The following is a 20300-nucleotide window of genomic DNA, read 5'->3' as shown; positions in this document are numbered from 1 at the left end:
CGGGCGCCCCGTCTCGGGGCGCCCGCGCCGTCTGCGTCCCCGTCCCTGACCCCGCGACCGACCACAGAGAGGACCGCCCGTGCGCGAGAGCGAGTTCCGCCGGCTGATGGACGAGGAGTTCGGCCCCGCCCGGGCCGGCCTCGTGGCCGACTCCCTGCACCTGCCCGGCCTGGACACCACCGCGACGGCGGCGCTCGCCGCCGGCGTGGACCCGCGGCGGGTCTGGCTGGCGGTCTGCGACCTGCATGAGATCCCGCAGGAGCGGCGTCTCGGTCGGGACGTGCCGCCGAAACGCTGACGCCGCGACGCGCTGGCGGGGCACTGCCCCTGTTCGAACACGTGTTCGAAGAATGCGGTAGAGTCCTGCACAGCAGTGCGACGGGGTGATCTCGTGCACAGGCGGGGCCGGCCACGCTTATCGTGTCCGCCGCCCCCCGTAGATTCACGGACATGACCGAGGCGGGCGCTCCAGCGTCCGCGGCAGCACCACCAGAGCTAGGGGTGAAGGATGAGCAAGGTGACGGATCGCGAGAAGGCCCTCGAGGCCGCTCTCGCCCAGATCGACAAGCAGTTCGGCAAGGGTTCCGTCATGCGGCTGGGGGACCAGACCCAGGCACCCGTCGAGGTCATCCCCACGGGCTCGGTGGCCATGGACGTGGCCCTGGGCATCGGCGGCCTGCCGCGCGGCCGCGTGGTGGAGATCTACGGCCCGGAGTCCTCGGGCAAGACCACCCTGGCCCTGCACGCGGTGGCCAACGCGCAGCGCAACGGCGGCATCGCGGCCTTCATCGACGCGGAGCACGCCCTGGACCCGGTCTACGCCCGCCAGCTCGGGGTGGACACGGACGCCCTGCTGGTCAGCCAGCCGGACACCGGCGAGCAGGCCCTGGAGATCATGGACATGCTCGTCTCCTCGGGCACCCTGGACATCGTCGTCATCGACTCCGTGGCCGCGCTGACCCCGCGCGCCGAGATCGAGGGCGAGATGGGCGACTCCCACGTCGGCCTGCAGGCCCGCCTCATGTCCCAGGCGCTGCGCAAGGTGACCGGCCGCCTGCACCAGACCAAGACCACGGCCATCTTCATCAACCAGCTGCGCGAGAAGATCGGCGTGTTCTTCGGCTCCCCGGAGACCACCACGGGCGGCAAGGCGCTCAAGTTCTATGCGTCCGTGCGCATCGACGTCCGCCGCATCGAGACCCTCAAGGAGGCCGGCAACCCCGTCGGCAACCGCACCCGCGTGAAGATCGTCAAGAACAAGATGGCCCCGCCCTTCAAGCAGGCCGAGTTCGACATCCTCTACGGGGTCGGCATCTCCCGCGAGGGCGGCCTGATCGACATGGGTGTCGAGGAGGGCATCGTCAAGAAGTCCGGCGCGTGGTTCACCTATGACGGGGACCAGCTCGGGCAGGGCAAGGAGAACGCCCGTCGCTTCCTCAAGGACAACCCGGACCTCGCCAACGAGATCGAGGAGCGCATCCTCACGAAGCTCGGCATCGGCGTGGCCCCGGAGGCCGAGGACGACGAGGCCCCGGCCCTGACCGCGGTTCCGGGGGACATCGCGGCCGGATGACCCGATCGCGCCGGAACGTCGGAGGCGGGGCCGCCCACCGGTCGGAGACGACCGGCCGGAGCGGCTCCGCTCCCGGTGCGTCCGCGTTCGACGACGCCCGGGACTCGGACGTGGGCCGGATGTGGCTCGATCTGGCCGGCGCACCGGAGCCGACGTCGTCCGACGCGGACGCCACGGAGGCCGCGCGGAACGCCGTGCCCGCGCACGATGCCGGGACCCCCGCGGGGGACGTCCCGGATCCCGCCCCCGGCGTGGCACCGGATCTCGGGGCCCTGCTGACTCGCGCGAGCGACCTGCCCAGCCCCGCGCCCGGCGCCGGGCCCCGGACGCTGCCCTGGTCCGGGCGCGAGGACACCCGGGAGGACACCGAGCGCCGGGGCCGGAAGCGGGCCACCACCACGCCCTCGCGGCGTGGCCGCCCGCGCGACGAGGGCCGCCCGGCCGTGGATCCCCGCCCCGCCGTCGAGACCGACCGCCCCCGACGTCGCCCCGGCCCGGCGCCCCTGCCCACCGCACCGCGTGAGCGCGAGGAGGCCGCACGCGAGGTCGTCCTGCGCCAGCTCGCCCTGGGCCCCCGCTCCCGCGGCCAGCTCGAACGCAAGCTCGCCGAGCGCCAGGCCGAGCCCGAGCTGATCGAGCGCGTCCTCGACCGCTTCGAGGAGGTGCGCCTCGTGGATGACGCCGCCTTCGCCGAGGTCTGGGTCCGCAGCCGTCACCGAAGCAAGGGCCTGGCGCGCCGTGCCCTCGGGCACGAGCTCCAGCAGAAGGGCGTGGACCGGGAGATCGCCGCCGAGGCGCTGGAGGCCATCGACGGCGAGGACGAACGGGCCGCCGCCCTCGACCTCGTGCGCCGACGGCTGCGGGGCCGCACCGTCCCCGGCGGTGCCTCGCCGGAGGCCCGGGCTGAGCGGGACAAGGTGACCCGCCGCCTCGTCGGCATGCTGGGACGCAAGGGCTACGGCGGCGGCCTCGCGTTCGCCGTCGTGAAGGAGGTCCTCGCCGAGCACGAGGAGTGAGCGGATCCGGGCCGCGCCCGGAGTTCCTAGAATGGTGCGGTGACTCTGACGGACCCCACCCCCCGCACCACCCCGCTCGCGCAGGACGGCGCCGCCGCGCGCCCGCACGAGGGTCTGACCTATGAGGTCCGCACCTTCGGCTGCCAGATGAACGTGCACGACTCCGAGCGCATCTCCGGCCTGCTCGAGTCCACCGGCTACGCCCCGGTCGCCGAGGACGCCCAGGCCGACCTCGTGGTCTTCAACACGTGCGCGGTCCGCGAGAACGCGGACAACCGCCTGTACGGCAACCTCGGCAACCTGCGTGCGGTGAAGGACGCGCACCCGGGCATGCAGATCGCCGTCGGCGGGTGCCTCGCCCAGAAGGACCAGGCCGCCATCCAGCGCAAGGCCCCGTGGGTGGACGTCGTCTTCGGCACCCACAACATCGGCTCCCTGCCCGTGCTGCTGGAGCGCTCCCGCCACAACGCCGAGGCCGAGATCGAGATCCTCGAGTCGCTCGAGGTGTTCCCCTCCACCCTGCCCACCAAGCGGGACTCCACCCACTCCGGCTGGGTGTCCATCTCCGTGGGCTGCAACAACACGTGCACGTTCTGCATCGTCCCGTCGCTGCGCGGCAAGGAGAAGGACCGCCGCCCCGGGGAGATCCTCGCCGAGGTGCAGGCGCTCGTCGACGCCGGCGCCGTCGAGGTCACGCTGCTGGGCCAGAACGTGAACACCTACGGCGTCGAGTTCGGCGACCGCGGCGCGTTCGCCAAGCTGCTGCGCGCGTGTGGGGAGATCGAGGGCCTCGAACGCGTCCGCTTCACCAGCCCCCACCCGGCCGCGTTCACGGACGACGTCATCGACGCGATGGCCGAGACCCCCAACGTCATGCCGCAGCTGCACATGCCCCTGCAGTCGGGCTCGGACAGAGTGCTCAAGGACATGCGCCGCTCCTACCGGTCCGCGAAGTTCCTGCGGATCCTGGAGAAGGTGCGCGAGCGCATCCCGCACGCCGCCATCACCACGGACATCATCGTCGGCTTCCCCGGGGAGACCGAGGAGGACTTCGCCGAGACGATGCGCGTGGTCGAGGCCTCCCGCTTCTCCTCCGCGTTCACCTTCCAGTACTCCATCCGCCCCGGGACCCCCGCCGGGGAGATGGACCACCAGGTGCCCAAGGCCGTCGTCCAGGAGCGCTTCGAGCGCCTCGTGGCCCTGCAGGACCGGATCTCGGCCGAGGAGATGGCCACGCTCGTCGGCACCCGCCAGGAGCTGCTCGTCACCGCCGACTCCGGCTCCAAGGCCGCGGAGCGCGGCCGCCTGTCCGGGCGCGCACCCGACAACCGGCTCGTGCACTTCTCCGTGCCCGCCGGCGCCGAGACCCCCCGCCCCGGCGACTTCGTCACCGTGACGGTCACCGAGGCCCACCCGTTCTTCGCCGTCGCCGACCCGACCGCACAGGACTACGTCCTGCGCCGCTCCCGCGCCGGCGATGCGTGGGACCGCGCCCAGGCCGAATCGTGCGGCGCGCCGGCCCCCGGCACGGCGGGCGGCTCCGGTGCCACGAGCCTCGGCATGCCGACCCTGCGCCCGCGGTCCTGATGCCCGCCGCCGCGGCCCGGCCGCCCGTCGTCGCCGTCGTCGGGGCGACGGCGACGGGCAAGTCCGCCCTCGCCGTCGCCCTGGCGCACGCGCTGGACGGCGAGGTGGTCAACGGGGACGCCCTGCAGTTCTACCGGGGGATGGACGTGGGCACGGCGAAGGTCACCCCGGCTGAACGCGAGGGCGTCCCGCACCATCTGCTGGACGTGCTCGACGTCGGCCAGGAGGCCTCGGTGGCGGCCTTCCAGTCCGCGGTCCGCGACCTGTTCGCCCAGATCCGCTCCCGGGGGCGGACCCCGATCCTCGTGGGCGGCTCCGGCCTGTACGTGCGGGCGGCGCTGGACGTGCTCGAGTTCCCGCCCACGGACCCGGAGGTGCGGGCCGCGGTGGAGGCCGAGCTGGCCGAGCGCGGGGAGGCGGCCCTGCGGGCCGAGCTGGCCGCCGTCGACCCCGAGTCCGCCGCCAAGGTGGCCGACGCGCGGCGTCTCGTCCGCGCCCTCGAGGTCCACCGGATCACGGGCCGGCCCTTCTCCGCGTTCATGCCGCGGCGCGAGCACGATCCCTCCGTGGCGCCGGTGGTGCAGATCGGCCTGAGCCTGGAGCGGGCCGTGCTGCACGAGCGGATCGAGGCCCGGGTGGAGCGCATGCTCGCCGCCGGGCTGCTGGACGAGGTCCGCGCGCTGGACGTGCCCGGCCCGGACGGGCTGCGCCAGGGGCCCACGTCCGCCCGGGCCATCGGCTACGCGCAGATGCTCGCCGTCCTGGACGGCACGCTCACGCCGGAGCAGGCCGCCGAGCAGACCGTCGTCGCCACCCGGCGCTTCGCCCGCCGGCAGGAGACGTGGTTCCGCGCCGACCCGCGCGTGCACTGGGTGGACGCACTCGCCCCGGACGTCGTCGCGCAGGCGCTGGCCGTGGTGGCCGGCTCCTAGACTGGCCCCATGACCGAGAAGACCGCCGCCGCCGCGGCCCCGACGTCCGACGCCGCCCCCCGCGTGCCCTTCACGAAGGGCCACGGCACCGGCAACGACTTCGTGCTCCTGGCCGACCCGGACGGCAACGTCCACCTCGAGGCCGCCCAGGTGGCGGTGCTCGCGGACCGACACCGGGGGATCGGCGGGGACGGCGTGATCCGCGCCGTGCCCTCCCGCCACGTCGAGGAGGGCCGGGCCCTGCTCGCCGCGCACCCCGAGGCCGAGTGGTTCATGGACTACCGCAACGGGGACGGGTCGATCGCGGAGATGTGCGGCAACGGGGTGCGCGTGTTCGTGCACTTCCTCGCGGAGAAGGGGCTCGTGGACCTCGCCCCCGGCGAGTCCATCACCATCGGCACGCGGGCCGGCGTGAAGACGGTCAGCCGCCTCGCCCACGGCTACGCGATCGACATGGGCCCGTGGTCCTACCTCGATCCGGAGCTGGCCGAGGAGGCGGCCTCGGACGCGATGGTCCTCGCCGCCGGCCTGGCCGACCCCCGCCCGGCGCTGAGCGTCTCCATGGGCAACCCGCACACGGTGGTGCCGCTGGCCTCCTTCGAGGACCTCGAGGGGCTGGACCTCACCCGCGCCCCGGAGGTGGACCCGGCGCCGTCGCACGGCACCAACGTGGAGTTCGTGGCGGCCCACGAGCCCCTCGTCCGCGAGGGCGTGGGCCGGGCGCGCATGCGCGTGCACGAGCGCGGGGTGGGGGAGACCCAGTCCTGCGGCACGGGCGCGTGCGCCGTGGCGGTGGCCATGCGCGCGTGGTCCGGCGAGGGCGGCTCCGACTCGTGGCTCGTGGAGGTGCCCGGCGGCGTCCTCGGCGTGGACTTCGTCGCCCACCCGGACGGCACCGAGCACGTGGTGCTCGCCGGCCCGGCCGAGCTCGTCTTCGACGGCGAGCTCACCGTCTGAGGGGCACGTCAGCGCCGCCGTGCGACTGCCGCGATGTCAGGAGAGTCGCGGCGAAGCGCTCGCCTGTAACCGGGGCATCCGAGGAATCTGACCGGAGACCCACCTGTAGAAGTCGTCCGAATAGTGCATGGGGGCCGGGCCCCATTCATGGTCGTCCGCCGACAGGCACAGATTCTGTGGAACGTCGAGGATCGGAAATCCCAGATCTCGCAGAACCTCGTAATAGATGGAGAACCGCCCGCGCCATTCCTCTGGAGTGAGACCCTTGTCCGGCTTGACCTCGGCTCCGCTCTCGGTCCGTGCGGCGAAGGGCGCCCTGATGACCCACACGCGGCGCCCTTCCAGCATCCCCGCAAGGCGAACTGCTGCCCGCGACCAGAGGGTGAAGTGCTCGGGAGTGCCGAACCGGATGTGCCGCCCCTGGATCGCGGAGGCCCATGAGGAGCGAAAAAATTCGTTCGAAGGCGTGATGTACCCGCCGTCGACCTCGAGGACGCCGTGCCTCTCGTAGGTCATGTCGATGAGGACGCTTCCCGCCGTGGACCGGATGATCGACGGAATGGCGGACTCGAAGTCCTGCTCGACGATCCTTCGCTGGAAAGCCGAATTGAGATCCAGTGGAATGTCGGGGTGGGGGATCGATCGAGTCGTCGCGGAAATCCACGATGACCGGGCCACGTATGCGGCTACCTGATGAGTTGCATCAACCCTGAATACATCCCGGCTTACGCAGGAGCCGTATACGACCACGTCCATCCGGCGGATTTTATCACCAGCCTTGGGCGTGCCAGGCGACGGCTGGCCCAGGCGGATCCGCCCGGGCCGCCGTCGTCACGGGGCCAGGAGCGTCAGCTCAGCTCGCCGAGCACCTCGTTGAGCGCCTCGGTGGCGGAGGGGTGCGTCCAGATCCCGTCGCGCAGCGCCGACGCCGTGACGTCCGCGCGCATGGCCAGGGCCACGAGGTTCACGAGCTCCTGCGCCTCCACGCAGTGCAGGCGGGCGCCGAGCACGAGGTCGGTGGCGGCGTCCACGACCACCTCGATGACGCCGTGGGCGTCCTCCTCGATCTTCGGGCGCGGCATGGCGGCGATCGTCGCCACGGGCTTGGAGGCGACCTTCACCTCGTGGCCGGACTCGCGGGCCTGCTCTGCGGTCATGCCGTCCGAGCCGAGCGGCGGCGTCGTGAAGACGGTGTTGGGCACGGCCACGCGGTCGGCGCCGAGGTGCGCAGGTGCTCGTCCACGGCGATGAAGCCCTTCTCGTCCAGCTCGATGCCGGCGGCCGCCGGGTGCCGGGCCTCGGCGGTCGACGCGCGGCCCGTGGCCAGCACCACGATGTCCGCGGCGATCGGCTCGCCCTCCTCGAGGTCCACGCGCAGGCCGCCGTCGGCCTCGGCGAAGCCCGTGGCGGAGGCCCCGGTGGCCAGGCGCACGCCGCGGTCCTGCAGGGCCTCGACCAGGGAGTCGCGGACCGCGTCGGACTCGTCGGGCAGGATCTGCTCGCCCCGCACCAGGACGGTCACCTCGGCGCCGAAGCCGGCCAGCATGGAGGCCAGCTCCAGGCCCACGGGGCCGGAGCCGACGACGACGGCGCGGCGCGCGGCTGCGGTCCATCTGCAGCTGCAGGGTCTCGGAGTCGTGCACGCCGGGCAGGTCCACGCCGGGCATCTCCGGGCGCAGGGGGGTGGTGCCGGTGTTGACGACCACGTGCCGGGCGCGGATGGTCAGGCGCTCGCCGTCGTCGTCGCCGTCCGCGGCCTCGGCGGGGCGGACCTCGACGGTGCGCTCGCCGGTGGAGCGGGCCTCGCCCTGGACGAGGGTGACGGCGTCCAGGTCCTCTAGCATGGCGCGGTTCGCGTCGCGGAGCTTCGAGGTGAGGGCGTCGCGGAAGTCCCAGGCGGAGGCGACGGCGGCGTGCGGGTCGTCCCCGGGGCGGACGGCGTCGGCGCGGTGGACGAGGGCCTTGGTGGGCACGCACGCCACGTTGACGCATGTGCCGCCGACCATGCCGGCGTCGCGCTCCACGAGGGTGACCTTGCGGCCCTGGGAGCCGAGGGTCCTGGCGAGGGTCTTGCCGCCCTTGCCCCAGCCGATCACCAGGATGTCGGTCTCGAGCTCGGCGGTGCCGGCGGCGGTCGCGGTGTCCTTCACGGTGTTCAGGCTGCTCATGCCTTCGACACTTTTCAGGACGGTCCGTTCAGGAGGACGATCCGGCCGCCCGCGAGATCCGCAGGATCCGGAAGCCCTTGACCGTGGCCGCCCGCGTCGCCGTGAACTCCCCGGGCGCCTGCTCCTGGAGCATCCCCGCGATCCACGGCAGCAGCGAGTCCGCCCCGAGGTTCTTCTGCACCACGAGCCAGGCCTCGCCGCCGGGGGCCAGGCGCGGCAGCCACTGCGCCAGCAGATCGTGCAGGGCGGCCTTGCCGATGCGGATCGGCGGGTTGGACCAGACCAGGTCGAACCGGGCGTCGTCCGGGACCTGCTCGGGGGTGAGAAAGCGCGCGTTCGACGCCCCGACGGCGGCCGCGTTGTCGCGCGCCAGGGCCAGGGAGCGCTCGTTCACCTCGACGCCGGTCACCTCGGCCTCGGGGGAGGCCAGGGCCAGCGTGAGGGCGAGCGGGCCCCAGCCGGCGCCGACGTCGAGGAACGCGCCGCGCGCCGGGGGCGCGGGGACGGCCGAGAGCAGGGCCGCGGTGCCCTTGTCGATGCCGTCCGGGGAGAACACGCCGTTGGCGGTCTGCAGGGTGACGCGCCGCCCGGCGAGCTCGACGTCGACGCTGCGGCGCCGCTCGGGGGTGCCGGGGTCGGGGGAGAAGTAGTGCGCAGGCGAGGTCACGGCGACCATCGTAGTCAGGCGGCGCCGGCGGCCCGCAGGTCCGCCAGGATCGCCCGCACGGCGTCCCGGCCGGCGCGGTTGGCGCCCACGGTGGACTGGGACGGCCCGTAGCCGATGAGGAACAGGCGCGGCTCGTCGAGGGCGCGGCCGTGCGCCGCCCGGATGCCGCCGTCGGGCGTGCGGAGGCGCAGCGGGGCGAGGTGGCGGACGGCGGGGCGGAAGCCGGTGGCCCACAGGATGACGTCGGCGCGCTCGAGGGAGCCGTCGGGCATGCGCACCCCGTCCGGCTCGATCCGCTCGAACATGGGGTGGCGCTCGAGCACCCCGCGGGCCTGCGCCTCGCGCACCCAGTCGGAGCGGAACATGCCGGTCGCGCTCACCACCGAGCGCGGGGCCAGGCCGAGGCGGGTGCGCTCGTCGACGCCCTCCACCGACTCGGCGAGGTGGCCCGGGTCCGGGTCGTCGATCCACTGCGGCTCGCGGCGGGTCACCCAGAGCGTGTCCGCCACGCGCGAGACCTCGGCCAGGTGCTGGGTCGCGGAGACGCCCATGCCCACGACCACCACGCGCCGCCGGGCGAACTCCTCCGGGTCGCGGTAGTCGTGGGTGTGCAGCTGCCGGCCGCGGAACTCCCGCCGGCCCGGCACCGCCGGCCAGTGCGGTGAGGTCCACGTCCCGGTGGCGTTGACCAGGAACCCGCACGTCCACGTGCCCGCGTCGGTGTGCACCCGGAACCCCTCGGCGGCCCCGGGCTCGCCGATCCGCTCCACCCGCGACACGCGCACGGGGCGGTGCACGCGCAGGTCGAAGCGCTCCTCGTACTCGGCGAAGTAGGCGGGCAGCACCGCGTTGGCCCCCGCGGCCGGGTCCGCCGGCGGCACCAGGTGGCCGGGCAGCTCGTGGATGTGGTTGACCGAGCCCATCGTGAGGGTGTCCCAGCGGTGCAGCCACGCCCCGCCGGGGCGGTCCTCGGCGTCGAGGACGGCGAACGTGCCCGGCGACCCCTCGGGGGCCGGTCTCGGGGCCTCACCGGGGCCGACGGGCTGGAAGCCGCGGCGGCGCAGGTGGTGGGCGGCGGAGAGCCCGGCCTGGCCGGCGCCGACCACGAGGACGGTGACGTGCCGGTCCGGGTGCGGGGTCATGCGGCCCAGCGTAGGCACGGCCGGCGCGTGTTCGCCCACGGGGGAGGGGTGTCGCCGGCGGCGGGCGGCCGCTAGAATGGTCGGCATGTTCCTGCTGTTCGCCTGATCGCCGCCGCCCGTCGAGCCACCGCTCCGGCCGCCATCGATCGCTCCGCATCCCGCTCCGGTCCGCACCCCCGTGCGCCCGGATCCCGCCGACGCGAACAGGACACCCCCCATGGACTACATCGTCCGCCCCTGCACGGCTTGCGTGGCCGCGCCTGCACGGCTTGCGTGGCCGCCCCTGCGGCCGTCCGTGACGTTCCTGTCGCCTGACTCCTGATCTCCGGACGCCGGTATCGCGTCCGCCCCACCCACTACCCTGAACTGACATCGGGCCGCCCGACCGCGGCGGCCCAGAGGAGACCATGACTGAGAAGAACCAGCACACCCCCGGCCCCCAGGGCGCCCACGGCTCCGAGGACGAGATCCAGGCCGTGATCGACCGCATCCTGGCCGCCGATGACGCTCGCCGCGCCTCCGACCGCGAGGCGACCGGGCGCGGCTCCGCGGACAGCGTGGCCGCGGACCACGAGGGCGCCCTCGACGCCGGCACCCCGGATCGCTCCGCCGCGCTCGCGGGCCGCGCACTCGCCCTGGACGAGGGCGAGGACGGGCACACGGACGCCGACGGCGACCAGGACGAGCTCGCCGCGCGCCACTCCCTCAAGCGCGTGCAGGGCCTGTCCACCGAGCTCGAGGACATGACCGAGGTCGAGTACCGCCAGCTGCGCCTGGAGCGCGTGGTGCTGGCGGGGGTCTGGACCGAGGGCTCCGCGGAGGACGCGGAGAACTCCCTGGGGGAGCTCGCCGCGCTCGCCGAGACCGCGGGCTCGGAGGTGCTCGACGGCGTCATCCAGCGTCGCGCCACCCCGGACCCGGCCACGTTCCTCGGCAAGGGCAAGGCGCAGGAGCTCGCCGAGATCGTGGCGCTCTCCGGCGCGGACACCGTGGTGGTGGACTCCGAGCTCGCCCCGTCCCAGCGCCGCGCGCTGGAGGACGTGGTGCGGGTGAAGGTCATCGACCGGACCGCGCTGATCCTGGACATCTTCGCCCAGCACGCGAGCTCGCGTGAGGGCCGCGCCCAGGTCGAGCTCGCGCAGCTCGAGTACCTGCTGCCGCGCCTGCGCGGCTGGGGCGAGTCCATGTCCCGGCAGGCCGGCGGCCGTGCCGCCGCCGGCGAGGGCATCGGCTCTCGCGGCCCCGGCGAGACCAAGATCGAGCTGGACCGCCGCCGCATCCGCACCCGCATGGCGAAGCTGCGCCGGGACATCGCCGGGATGAAGCCGGCACGCGAGGCCAAGCGCGCCAACCGTCGTCGCAACCGGGTGCCGTCCGTGGCGATCGCCGGCTACACCAACGCCGGCAAGTCGTCCCTGCTCAACCGCCTCACCCACGCCGGGGTGCTCGTGGAGAACGCCCTGTTCGCCACGCTGGACCCCACCGTGTGCAAGGCCATGACGCCGGACGGCATCGGCTACACCCTCTCGGACACGGTCGGCTTCGTGCGGAACCTGCCCACGCAGCTGGTCGAGGCGTTCCGCTCCACTCTCGAGGAGGTCGCGGACGCGGACGTCATCCTGCACGTCGTGGACGGCTCGCACCCGGACCCGGAGGGCCAGATCGCCGCGGTGCGCTCCGTGTTCGCGGAGGTGGACGCGCACCGGATCCCCGAGATCATCGTGCTGAACAAGGCAGACGCAGCGGACCCGGCCGTCGTCGCCCGGATCCGGTCCAAGGAGCCCCACGCCGTGGTGGTCTCCGCGCGCACCGGCGAGGGCATCGACGAGCTCGAGCGCGCCATCGCGGCCACCATCCCGCGGCCGGACGTGCGGCTCGAACTGCTGGTCCCGTTCACCCGGGGTGAGCTGGTCTCCCGCCTGCACTCGGCGGACGCGGAGATCCTCGCCGAGGGCTACGAGGAGGGCGGCACCCGCCTGTCCGTGCTGGTCCGTGAGGACATCGCGCCGGACTTCGCCGAGTTCGTCGTGGAGGCGGACGCGTCGTGAGCGACGGGGTGAAGGAAGCCGGGGCGGTCGGCGCGCAGCCACGCACGGAGCACGAGCGCGAGGCGCTGCGCCTGCTGGATGTCGCGGTGCAGGCCACCGGCGGCCAGCACCGCGCGGGCCAGCGGGAGATGGTGCTGCAGGTGGCGCGCGCCCTCGAGTCGCGCCGTCACCTGCTCGTGCAGGCCGGCACCGGCACCGGCAAGTCCCTGGCCTACCTGATCCCCGCCCTCCAGCACGCGATGACGCAGGAGGACCCCGTCGTCGTCGCCACGGCCACGCTCGCGCTGCAGGCCCAGATCATGAAGCGGGACGCCCCACGGCTGGTCGAGGCGCTCAAGGACGAGCTGCCCCGCGAGCCCGTCGTCGCCCTGGTCAAGGGCCGCTCCAACTACCTGTGTCGCCACAAGGTGGACGGCGGCTACCCCGGGGACGAGGGCGAGGAGGCCCTCTTCACGGTCGCCGACGACGGCGGGATGATCGGCTCCGCCACGGACGGCGCCGCCGGGCCCTCCTCCCTGTTGGGCAAGGAGGTCATGTACCTGCGGGCGTGGGCGGACCAGACCGAGACCGGGGACCGCGACGACCTCGAGGTCCCCGTCACCGACCGCGCGTGGCGGCAGGTCTCCGTGTCCGCGGTCGACTGCCTCGGCGCGTCCCGCTGCCCCCAGGCCGAGGAGTGCTTCTCTGAGCGTGCCCGCGCGGACGCGGCGGACGCGGACGTCGTGGTCACCAACCACGCGATGCTCGCCATCAGCGCCTTCGAGGGGCTCGCGGTGCTGCCGGCGTACTCGGCCGTCGTGGTGGACGAGGCCCACGAGCTCCAGGACCGGGTGACCGGTGCGGTCACCGGGCAGCTGTCCGGGTCGATCGTGCACGGCGCGGCCACCTCGCTGCGCCGCCACACCACCGTGGCCGTGGAGGACCTGATCGAGGCCGGGGCGGCCCTGGACCGCGCGTTCACGGACACCCCGTCCGGCCTGATCGCCGCAGGCCCGGACGAGGTGCAGGAGCAGGCCCTCACCGGCGTCCTCACGGCCGCGCGCCAGTGCCTGTCCGACCTCGGCCAGGACAAGGACAAGGAGGCCGACGCCGACGGCGGACGGCAGATGGCGCGCTCGCGGATCCTCGAGGTCCTCGAGGTGGTGGAGCGCATGCTCGCGGCCCGGCCCGAGGCCGACTTCCCCGAGGTGCTGTGGGCCACCCGCCCCGGCCACTTCGAGCCCGGCGTGGGCTGGCAGCCGGGGGACGAGACAGACCCGCCCCAGCTCTACGTGGCCCCGCTCTCGGTGGCAGGCAAGCTGCGGGAGGGCCTGTTCGGCAAGGCGACGACGGTGCTCACCTCCGCCACGCTCACCGTGGGCTCGGGGGAGCGCCGGTTCGACTCGGTGGCCGGCGACGTGGGCCTGGCCGGCCCGGACGCCCCGAAGTTCGAGGCCCTCGACGTCGGCAGCCCCTTCGACTACCCGCGTCAGGGCGTGCTCTACGTGGCCCGGCACCTGCCCCGGCCCGGCCGGACGGCCTCGCCCGAGTCCCTCGATGAGCTCGAGGCGCTCCTGAGGGCGTCGCAGGGCGGGGCCCTCGGCCTGTTCTCCTCGCGCCGGGCGGCCGAGGACGCCGCCGCCGAGATGCGCCGTCGGCTCGGGCCGAAGACCACGATCCTGTGCCAGGGGGACGCGACCCTCTCCGCCCTCGTACGCCAGTTCGCCGAAGAGCCGGACACGTCCCTGTTCGGCACCATGAGCCTGTGGCAGGGCGTGGACGTGCCGGGGAACTCGCTGCGGCTCGTGGTGATCGACCGCATCCCGTTCCCGCGGCCGGACGACCCGCTCTCCCAGGCCCGCACCCGGGACGTCGCCCGGCACGGCGGCAACGGGTTCATGCGGATCTCCGCCACGCACGCGGCCGTGCGCATGGCCCAGGGCGCCGGGCGCCTCGTGCGCTCCGTGACGGACCGCGGCGTCGTGGCCGTGCTGGACCCCCGCCTGGCCACCGAGCGGTACGGCGGCTACATCACGAGCGCCCTGCCGGACTTCTGGCGCACCACGGACGGCGACGTCGTCCGCGGGGTGCTGGCACGGCTCGCCTCGGGCGATTGACCTCGCTCGGCCTCGGACCGTCGGCCCGGCCCGGTCGGAGGGAGCGGGTCAGAGCGAGCGCAGGACCGTGACGACGCGCCCCATCACGGTGGCGTGATCGCCGAGGATGGGCTCGTAGGCCGTGTTCTGGGGCAGGAGCCACGTGTGCCCGTCACGGCGGCGGAAGGTCTTCACCGTGGCCTCGTCGTCGAGCAGGGCCGCGACGATGTCGCCGTTCTCCGCCGTCTCCTGCCGGCGCACCACCACCCAGTCGCCGTCGCAGATCGCGGCGTCCACCATCGAGTCGCCCGTGACGCGCAGCATGAACAGCTCGCCCTCGCCCGTGAGGCGGCGCGGGATCGCCATGACGTCCTCGACCTGCTGCTCGGCCAGGACGGGGCCGCCCGCCGCGATGCGGCCGACCCAGGGGACCGGCACGCTGTCCGCCCCGTCCGCGCCGGTGTGCCACGCGGGGATCGCGGAGACCTGCGACGACGGCGCAGCGGCGGGGGAGGCGGCCTCACCCAGCGGGGTGCCGTCCACGTCGCGCAGCACCTCGAGGGCACGCGGGCGGCCCGGGTCGCGCCGAATGTAGCCGTGTCGCTCGAGACGGCCGAGCTGGTGCGTGACGGAGGAGAGCGAGGCCAGGCCCGCGGCGTCGCCGATCTCGCGCATGGAGGGCGGGTAGCCGTGGTCGGCGATCGCGTCCCGGATGGTCTGCACGATCCGCCGCTGGCGGTCGGTGAGCGGCGCGCGCGCCGCCGGCTGATCGTCGGTGGTGCTCATGGCTGCCGTCCGTTCTCCCGGGGTGATGGTGGCCGGACTCGTGTTCCGGCGTCCGGCTGCCGTCCGGACGCTTACCGTGTCCGCCCCCGCTGGTTGCCTGTGTCTTGGCGGTCCCGGGGCGTTCCGGGGCGTCCGTGCATGGCCTCGAGCCTAGAGGAGAGCCGCCTCTCCTTCAAAGATATGTTCGATCTCGTCGTGGCATGTCTCGAACACCTGTGCTAGAAAGGCATTCGAACGGATTCGAACACATGTTCGATCACCTGGAGGGCATCCGCCCCGGAGGAGGACACCATGACGCTCACCACCGCCCAGTTCGCCGGCTCGCCCGCGACGGCGCGGCCGCGTCCGGCCACCATCCGTCTGACCCGCCGCGGCCGCCTCGTGCTGCGGGGGATCCCCGTGATCGCCGCGGCCGTGGCCGCCACGCTGGCGGCCGCCTTCTTCCTGGGTGTGCTGCTGTCGCCCGCCGCGGTGTCCGCGGACACCGCGGGGCCCGCCACCCAGTCCGTCACGGTCATGCCCGGGGACAGCCTGTGGACCATCGCCACCACGGTGGCTCCGGAGGCGGACGTCTACGAGGTGATCGCCACGATCGACGAGCTCAACGGGCTCGAGGGCCGGGCCCCCGCGCCGGGCGAGGAGCTGTTCGTCCCGGCCACGCGGTGACGCACGGCGGGCCTCGCCCTCCACGCTTCCTAGACTGGCGGCCATGACCGACCTCAGCTCTCTGCCCCTGCGTGAGAACCTCCGCGGCCTGAGCCCCTACGGCGCCCCCCAGCTGGACGTGCCGTACATGCTCAACACCAACGAGAACACGCATCCGGTGCCGGAGGAGGTCGCCACCGCCATCGCCGAGCGGGTCGCGGCCGTCGCCGGGGGGCTGAACCGCTACCCGGACCGCGAGTTCACGGGGCTGCGACGTGCGCTCGCCGGCTACCTCGGCCACGGCCTCACGGCGGACCACGTGTGGGCCGGCAACGGCTCCAACGAGATCCTGCAGCAGATCCTCCAGGCCTTCGGCGGCCCCGGGCGGACACTGCTGAGCTTCCTGCCCTCGTACTCCATGTACCCGCTGCTGGCCGGCGGCACGGACACCGTGTTCGTGGACGGCGGCCGTGCCGAAGACCACACCCTCAGCGCCGAGCACGCGGCGGCCATGGTGCGGGAGCACCGTCCGCACGTCGTCTTCCTGGCCTCGCCCAACAACCCGACGGGCACCGCCCTGGACCTGGCGACCATCGAGGCCGTGTACGCCGCGCAGGCGCAGAACGAGGCCGCCGGCGGGCCCGGCGCCATGGTCGTCGTGGACGAGGCCTACGCGGAGTTCGCCCTCGCCGGCACCCGCTCCGCCCTCACCCTCCTGCCCGGCCGTGAGCGGCTGATCGTCACGCGCACCATGTCCAAGGCGTTCGCCCTGGCCGGCGCGCGCCTGGGCTACCTGGCCGCGGACCCCGCCGTCGCCGACGCCCTGCGCCTGGTGCGCCTGCCGTACCACCTCTCCGCGGTCACGCAGGCCACGGCGGAGGCCGCCCTCGATCACGTGGACGCGCTGCTGCGCACCGTGGAGGACATCAAGGCCCAGCGCGACCGCATCGTCTCCACCCTGCGCGGCCTGGGACTGAGGCCCTCGGTGTCCGACTCGAACTTCGTCTTCTTCGGTCACCTCGAGGACGCGTCCGACGTGTGGCGCCGCCTGCTCGACCGCGGCGTCCTCGTGCGGGACGTCGGCATCCCGCACCACCTGCGCGTCACCGCCGGCACCGAGGCGGAGACGACGGCGTTCCTCACCGCTCTCGCGGAGGTCCTCGGCGAGACCGGGGACCGGTCCTGAGGCGTCACCGGAGTCTCGGCGTCCGCCCGGCTCCCTAGGATGGGGACAGCGCGCGCGGCGCCCCGGCCCGCCGGCACCGGCCGCGCGCACCCGCATCCCCCCGCACCCGTCCCGGACCGGTGCGGACCCAGCCCGAGGAGGACCCGTGGCAGCCGAGTTGATCTCCGGACGCCGTGCGCGCATGACGCGCACCACGAGCGAGTCGGACGTGTACGTCGAGATGGATCTGGACGGCACCGGCCGCGCTGAGATCTCCACCACCGTGCCGTTCTACGACCACATGCTCACCGCGCTGTCCCGGCACTCCCAGATCGACCTGACGGTCCGTGCCACCGGGGACACGCACATCGACGTGCACCACACGGTCGAGGACGTCGCCATCACCCTGGGCGAGGTGCTCAAGACCGCGCTCGGGGACAAGTCCGGCATCCGCCGCTTCGGCGAGGCGTCCGTGCCGCTGGACGAGGCGCTGGCGCGCGCCGTCGTCGACGTCTCCGGCCGGCCGTACCTCGTGCACGAGGGCGAGCCCGAGGGCCAGCAGTACCACCTCATCGGCGGGCACTTCACCGGTTCCATGACCCGCCATGTGTTCGAGTCGATCACGTACCACGCGGCGATCTGCCTCCACATGGACGTCGTGCGAGGCCGGGATCCGCACCACATCGTCGAGGCGCAGTTCAAGGCCTTCGCCCGCGCCCTGCGCGCCGCCGTCGAGGACGACCCCCGCATGACCGGCGTGCCCTCCACCAAGGGCGCCCTCTGATGGCCCGCCCCACCACCGTCCCCGGCGTGCGGCCGCGCGTCGCCGTCCTGGACTACGGCTCGGGCAACGTGCACTCGGCGCTGCGTGCCGTGGAGCGGGCCGGCGCGGAGGTCGAGCTCACGCGCGATCCGCAGGCCGTGCAGGAGGCCGACGGGCTGCTCGTGCCCGGCGTCGGGGCGTACGCGTCCGTGATGCGGGCACTGACCGAGGTCGGCGGCACCCGCTGGATCGGCCGCCGCGTGGCCGGGGGCCGACCCGTCCTCGGCATCTGCGTGGGCCACCAGATCCTCTTCGACGCCGGCGTCGAGCACGGCGAGCGCACCGCAGGCATGGGGGAGTGGCCGGGTGTCGTCGCCGAGCTGCCCGCCGAGGTCCTGCCCCACATGGGCTGGAACACCGTCCGGCCGCCCGAGGGCAGCGCCCTCTTCGCGGGCATCGAGGACGAGCGGTTCTACTTCGTCCACTCCTACGGCGTGCTCGAATGGGAGTTCGACCAGACGATCTCCGCCATGCGTCCGCCCCAGGTCACCTGGGCGCACCACGGCGCGGACTTCATCGCCGCCGTGGAGAACGGCCCCCTGTCGGCCACGCAGTTCCACCCCGAGAAGTCCGGGGACGCCGGGCTGCAGCTGCTGCGCAACTGGCTGGAGACCCTCTGATGCCCTACTGGTCCGTCCTCTACCTCGCCCTCGGCGGGCTGCTGCTCGGCGCCGCCTGGTCCATGCGCACGCAGAAGGCGCCGCTGTGGGCCATCGTGATCGTCCTCGTGCTGGCCGGCATGGCCATCGCCGCCTCCTTCCTGACCGTCGGCGCCTGACCGCGCCGGCCGCCCCACCCGAGAGGAACCCCATGACCCCGAACGCCCCCGCCCTCGAGCTGCTGCCCGCCGTCGACGTCCAGGACGGCCAGGCCGTCCGCCTCGTCCAGGGCGAGGCCGGCAGCGCCACCTCGTACGGCGACCCGGTCACCGCCGCCCTGGACTGGCAGCGCGCCGGCGCGGAGTGGATCCACCTCGTGGACCTGGACGCGGCCTTCGGTCGCGGTGACAACCGCGAGGTCATGCGCCGTGTGGTGGAGGAGATCGGCGTGAAGATCGAGCTGTCCGGCGGCATCCGCGACGACGCCTCGCTCGAGAACGCCCTCGAGATGGGTGCGGCGCGCGTGAACCTGGGCACCGCCGCCCTCGAGGACCCGGACTGGACCGCGCGCGTCATCGAGCGCTTCGGCGACCGGGTGGCCGTGGGCCTCGACGTGCGCGGCACCACGCTCGCCGCCCGCGGCTGGACCAAGGAGGGCGGCGACCTCTGGGAGGTGCTCGCCCGCCTCGAGGATGCCGGCTGCGCCCGCTACGTGGTCACCGACGTCACGAAGGACGGCACGCTCAAGGGGCCGAACACGGAGCTGCTCGCCCAGGTCTGCGCGAAGACCGCGAAGCCGGTCGTCGCCTCGGGCGGCATCTCCTCCCTCGAGGACGTTGCCGCGCTCGCGGCCATGACCGGCCAGGGCGTCGAGGGCGCGATCATGGGCAAGGCGCTGTACGCCGGCCGCTTCAGCCTGGAGCAGGCGCTGGCCGTCGCCGGCGGCGCCACGGTGGAGCAGGCGCGCTCCGAGCAGCCCGGCCCGGTCGCCCCGTGACGGGCTCGCACGACGACGGCGGCCTGGCCCGCGACGACGGGCTCGGTCCGATCGACGAGACGGTCGCGGTGCCGCATCCGGCGGCCCGGGAGCTGCCGGGGCACATCCGGGCCGCACTCGACCGCATGCGGGAGAAGACCGCGGGCGAGAACACCGCGGACACCGCGGGCGTCCCGTGGCAGGGCCGTGACCTCTCCGGCCCCGGCGTGGACGGCTCCGCGAACCCGTTGCACGTGTTCGACGAGGACGACGGCACCAGCCCGGCCGAGTGGACCGCCGTCATGTCGGCCCTGACGGACGGCTCCGCCGGTGAGCGGGAGGTGACGGAGGTGCTCGCGCGCATCCGCGTGTTCGCCGCCGTCGTGCCCACCCTTGCCGTGGACGAGGACGACGTCCACGACCACGCCGACCACACCGGTCACGAGCACGACGTCGCGGCGCACGGGGACAAGGCCGCGGACGTGGCCCTCGTGACCATGCGCGCGCCGGACGGCCGGCAGGCGCTGCCGGTGTTCACGAACGTGCCCGCGCTGACGGCATGGAACCCGGTCGCCCGACCCGTGGCCGTGTGGCTGCCGCGTGCCTGCCTGTCCGCCGTGGACGAGGGCTGTGAGCTCGTCGTCATCGACGCCGGCGCCGAGCACACGTACGTGGTGCGACGCCCGGCCGTGTGGTCGCTCGCCCAGCAGAGGGAGTGGACCCCCGCCTATCGGGACCAGGAGATCGCGGACGAGATCGCCGAGGTCGCCGACCTGGTCCCGAACCTGCTCAACCTGGGCCTCGCACCCGGGTCGGGGGTGGCCACGCACACGGGCTCCGGCGCGGTGATGAACGGAGGCGGGGCCGGGCCCGAGCTGCAGATCGTCGCGATGCCCACCCGGGACGCCGACGCGGCCGGGGTGCGCCTGATGACGGCCACGCTCAAGACCCTCCTGGCAGACCTGCCGCTGCTGGCCGAGCGGGCCGACTCCGTGGAGATCACGGTCCGCCGACCCTGATCGGTCGCCCGGCCTGTCCGGTACCGTTGAGGGGGAGGGGAGGGCCCGTGGTGGCCCCACCCCATCCTGGAGGCCGTGCGCCGCGCGCCGGCCCCATGCCTCCCATCCTCCGAGGAGTACCC

General features: G+C 73.8%; 21 protein-coding genes and 1 pseudogene. 15 read left to right on the top strand and 7 right to left on the bottom strand.

Annotation, left to right across the window (positions count from 1 at the left end; genetic code table 11):
- Positions 1-79: 79 nt before the first annotated feature.
- From ACZ1IK_RS05970 to dapF, 6 genes are all read left to right on the top strand, one after another.
- Positions 80-298 (top strand): DUF3046 domain-containing protein, encoded by a 219-nt coding sequence (locus ACZ1IK_RS05970; protein ID WP_002856506.1) that lies wholly within the window; start codon positions 80-82, stop codon positions 296-298.
- Positions 299-508: 210 nt separating this feature from the next.
- Complete coding sequence (gene recA, locus ACZ1IK_RS05965; protein ID WP_159228026.1) at positions 509-1573, top strand: recombinase RecA; 1065 nt, start codon at positions 509-511, stop codon at positions 1571-1573.
- 119 nt (positions 1574-1692) lie between these two features.
- The gene (locus ACZ1IK_RS05960) at positions 1693-2589 is read left to right on the top strand and encodes a regulatory protein RecX (RefSeq protein ID WP_231862033.1); all 897 of its coding nucleotides are present in this window, start codon (positions 1693-1695) and stop codon (positions 2587-2589) included.
- 39 nt (positions 2590-2628) lie between these two features.
- Positions 2629-4176: a tRNA (N6-isopentenyl adenosine(37)-C2)-methylthiotransferase MiaB gene (miaB, locus tag ACZ1IK_RS05955; RefSeq protein ID WP_195081871.1), complete on the top strand. Its 1548-nt coding sequence runs from the start codon at positions 2629-2631 to the stop codon at positions 4174-4176.
- Positions 4176-5108 (top strand): tRNA (adenosine(37)-N6)-dimethylallyltransferase MiaA, encoded by a 933-nt coding sequence (gene miaA / locus ACZ1IK_RS05950; RefSeq protein ID WP_465098387.1) that lies wholly within the window; start codon positions 4176-4178, stop codon positions 5106-5108. Before miaB ends, miaA begins: the two co-directional genes overlap by 1 nt.
- A gap of 9 nt (positions 5109-5117) precedes the next feature.
- Positions 5118-6065, top strand: a complete 948-nt coding sequence (gene dapF, locus ACZ1IK_RS05945; protein WP_004167719.1) for a diaminopimelate epimerase — start codon at positions 5118-5120, stop codon at positions 6063-6065.
- A gap of 36 nt (positions 6066-6101) precedes the next feature.
- Here dapF and ACZ1IK_RS05940 read toward each other — a convergent pair whose 3' ends face one another.
- The 6 genes and pseudogenes from ACZ1IK_RS05940 to ACZ1IK_RS05915 form a co-directional block, all read right to left on the bottom strand.
- A complete protein-coding gene (locus ACZ1IK_RS05940; protein WP_036335003.1) occupies positions 6102-6821 on the bottom strand; it encodes a DUF6270 domain-containing protein in 720 nt (239 codons plus the stop codon).
- A 92-nt stretch (positions 6822-6913) separates the two neighbouring features.
- Positions 6914-7222, bottom strand: coding sequence for a hypothetical protein (locus ACZ1IK_RS05935; protein ID WP_241253745.1), 309 nt, complete (start codon positions 7220-7222; stop codon positions 6914-6916).
- The gene (locus ACZ1IK_RS05930; protein ID WP_260446670.1) at positions 7219-7632 is read right to left on the bottom strand and encodes an FAD-dependent oxidoreductase; all 414 of its coding nucleotides are present in this window, start codon (positions 7630-7632) and stop codon (positions 7219-7221) included. The genes ACZ1IK_RS05935 and ACZ1IK_RS05930 overlap by 4 nt, the downstream gene beginning before the upstream one ends.
- Before the next feature lie 127 nt (positions 7633-7759).
- Positions 7760-8233: pseudogene (locus ACZ1IK_RS05925) on the bottom strand (FAD-dependent oxidoreductase); the annotation flags it as partial.
- Positions 8234-8261: 28 nt separating this feature from the next.
- Positions 8262-8909 (bottom strand): class I SAM-dependent methyltransferase, encoded by a 648-nt coding sequence (locus ACZ1IK_RS05920; RefSeq protein WP_004167714.1) that lies wholly within the window; start codon positions 8907-8909, stop codon positions 8262-8264.
- Between the two features lie 5 nt (positions 8910-8914).
- The gene (locus ACZ1IK_RS05915; RefSeq protein WP_185194681.1) at positions 8915-10042 is read right to left on the bottom strand and encodes an NAD(P)-binding domain-containing protein; all 1128 of its coding nucleotides are present in this window, start codon (positions 10040-10042) and stop codon (positions 8915-8917) included.
- Between the two features lie 407 nt (positions 10043-10449).
- Between ACZ1IK_RS05915 and hflX the strand changes: the two genes are divergently transcribed.
- Positions 10450-12090: a GTPase HflX gene (gene hflX, locus ACZ1IK_RS05910; protein ID WP_465098386.1), complete on the top strand. Its 1641-nt coding sequence runs from the start codon at positions 10450-10452 to the stop codon at positions 12088-12090.
- Positions 12087-14186, top strand: coding sequence for an ATP-dependent DNA helicase (locus tag ACZ1IK_RS05905; protein WP_060774623.1), 2100 nt, complete (start codon positions 12087-12089; stop codon positions 14184-14186). Before hflX ends, ACZ1IK_RS05905 begins: the two co-directional genes overlap by 4 nt.
- A gap of 48 nt (positions 14187-14234) precedes the next feature.
- Here ACZ1IK_RS05905 and lexA read toward each other — a convergent pair whose 3' ends face one another.
- A complete protein-coding gene (lexA, locus tag ACZ1IK_RS05900) occupies positions 14235-14951 on the bottom strand; it encodes a transcriptional repressor LexA (protein ID WP_004167707.1) in 717 nt (238 codons plus the stop codon).
- Positions 14952-15242: 291 nt separating this feature from the next.
- Between lexA and ACZ1IK_RS05895 the strand changes: the two genes are divergently transcribed.
- From ACZ1IK_RS05895 to ACZ1IK_RS05865, 7 genes are all read left to right on the top strand, one after another.
- Positions 15243-15617 (top strand): LysM peptidoglycan-binding domain-containing protein, encoded by a 375-nt coding sequence (locus ACZ1IK_RS05895; protein ID WP_020628151.1) that lies wholly within the window; start codon positions 15243-15245, stop codon positions 15615-15617.
- A 43-nt stretch (positions 15618-15660) separates the two neighbouring features.
- Positions 15661-16782, top strand: coding sequence for a histidinol-phosphate transaminase (locus ACZ1IK_RS05890; protein WP_020628150.1), 1122 nt, complete (start codon positions 15661-15663; stop codon positions 16780-16782).
- 181 nt (positions 16783-16963) lie between these two features.
- Positions 16964-17545, top strand: a complete 582-nt coding sequence (hisB, locus tag ACZ1IK_RS05885; RefSeq protein WP_152743305.1) for an imidazoleglycerol-phosphate dehydratase HisB — start codon at positions 16964-16966, stop codon at positions 17543-17545.
- A complete protein-coding gene (gene hisH, locus ACZ1IK_RS05880) occupies positions 17545-18204 on the top strand; it encodes an imidazole glycerol phosphate synthase subunit HisH (protein ID WP_004167703.1) in 660 nt (219 codons plus the stop codon). The genes hisB and hisH overlap by 1 nt, the downstream gene beginning before the upstream one ends.
- The gene (locus tag ACZ1IK_RS05875) at positions 18204-18362 is read left to right on the top strand and encodes a hypothetical protein (RefSeq protein WP_004167696.1); all 159 of its coding nucleotides are present in this window, start codon (positions 18204-18206) and stop codon (positions 18360-18362) included. The genes hisH and ACZ1IK_RS05875 overlap by 1 nt, the downstream gene beginning before the upstream one ends.
- A gap of 32 nt (positions 18363-18394) precedes the next feature.
- Positions 18395-19180, top strand: coding sequence for a bifunctional 1-(5-phosphoribosyl)-5-((5-phosphoribosylamino)methylideneamino)imidazole-4-carboxamide isomerase/phosphoribosylanthranilate isomerase PriA (gene priA, locus ACZ1IK_RS05870; protein ID WP_020628149.1), 786 nt, complete (start codon positions 18395-18397; stop codon positions 19178-19180).
- Positions 19177-20178, top strand: coding sequence for an SseB family protein (locus ACZ1IK_RS05865; RefSeq protein WP_020628148.1), 1002 nt, complete (start codon positions 19177-19179; stop codon positions 20176-20178). The genes priA and ACZ1IK_RS05865 overlap by 4 nt, the downstream gene beginning before the upstream one ends.
- The last annotated feature ends 122 nt before the right edge of the window (positions 20179-20300 follow it).

The sequence above is a fragment of the Micrococcus sp. CS26 genome, from assembly GCF_055522295.1.
Note: the sequence above shows the minus strand (reverse complement) of the source record. Positions and strands in the feature narration are given on the sequence as shown.

Coding starts and splice junctions, on each gene's coding strand:
- ACZ1IK_RS05895 (WP_020628151.1), top strand. CDS start 15,243: ATGACGCTCACCACCGCCCAGTTCGCCGGCTCGCCCGCGACGGCGCGG.
- ACZ1IK_RS05890 (WP_020628150.1), top strand. CDS start 15,661: ATGACCGACCTCAGCTCTCTGCCCCTGCGTGAGAACCTCCGCGGCCTG.
- miaA (WP_465098387.1), top strand. CDS start 4,176: ATGCCCGCCGCCGCGGCCCGGCCGCCCGTCGTCGCCGTCGTCGGGGCG.
- ACZ1IK_RS05960 (WP_231862033.1), top strand. CDS start 1,693: ATGTGGCTCGATCTGGCCGGCGCACCGGAGCCGACGTCGTCCGACGCG.
- lexA (WP_004167707.1), bottom strand. CDS start 14,951: ATGAGCACCACCGACGATCAGCCGGCGGCGCGCGCGCCGCTCACCGAC.
- recA (WP_159228026.1), top strand. CDS start 509: ATGAGCAAGGTGACGGATCGCGAGAAGGCCCTCGAGGCCGCTCTCGCC.
- hisB (WP_152743305.1), top strand. CDS start 16,964: ATGACGCGCACCACGAGCGAGTCGGACGTGTACGTCGAGATGGATCTG.
- ACZ1IK_RS05920 (WP_004167714.1), bottom strand. CDS start 8,909: ATGGTCGCCGTGACCTCGCCTGCGCACTACTTCTCCCCCGACCCCGGC.
- hisH (WP_004167703.1), top strand. CDS start 17,545: ATGGCCCGCCCCACCACCGTCCCCGGCGTGCGGCCGCGCGTCGCCGTC.
- ACZ1IK_RS05875 (WP_004167696.1), top strand. CDS start 18,204: ATGCCCTACTGGTCCGTCCTCTACCTCGCCCTCGGCGGGCTGCTGCTC.
- ACZ1IK_RS05935 (WP_241253745.1), bottom strand. CDS start 7,222: ATGACCGCAGAGCAGGCCCGCGAGTCCGGCCACGAGGTGAAGGTCGCC.
- ACZ1IK_RS05940 (WP_036335003.1), bottom strand. CDS start 6,821: ATGGACGTGGTCGTATACGGCTCCTGCGTAAGCCGGGATGTATTCAGG.
- ACZ1IK_RS05915 (WP_185194681.1), bottom strand. CDS start 10,042: ATGACCCCGCACCCGGACCGGCACGTCACCGTCCTCGTGGTCGGCGCC.
- dapF (WP_004167719.1), top strand. CDS start 5,118: ATGACCGAGAAGACCGCCGCCGCCGCGGCCCCGACGTCCGACGCCGCC.
- priA (WP_020628149.1), top strand. CDS start 18,395: ATGACCCCGAACGCCCCCGCCCTCGAGCTGCTGCCCGCCGTCGACGTC.
- hflX (WP_465098386.1), top strand. CDS start 10,450: ATGACTGAGAAGAACCAGCACACCCCCGGCCCCCAGGGCGCCCACGGC.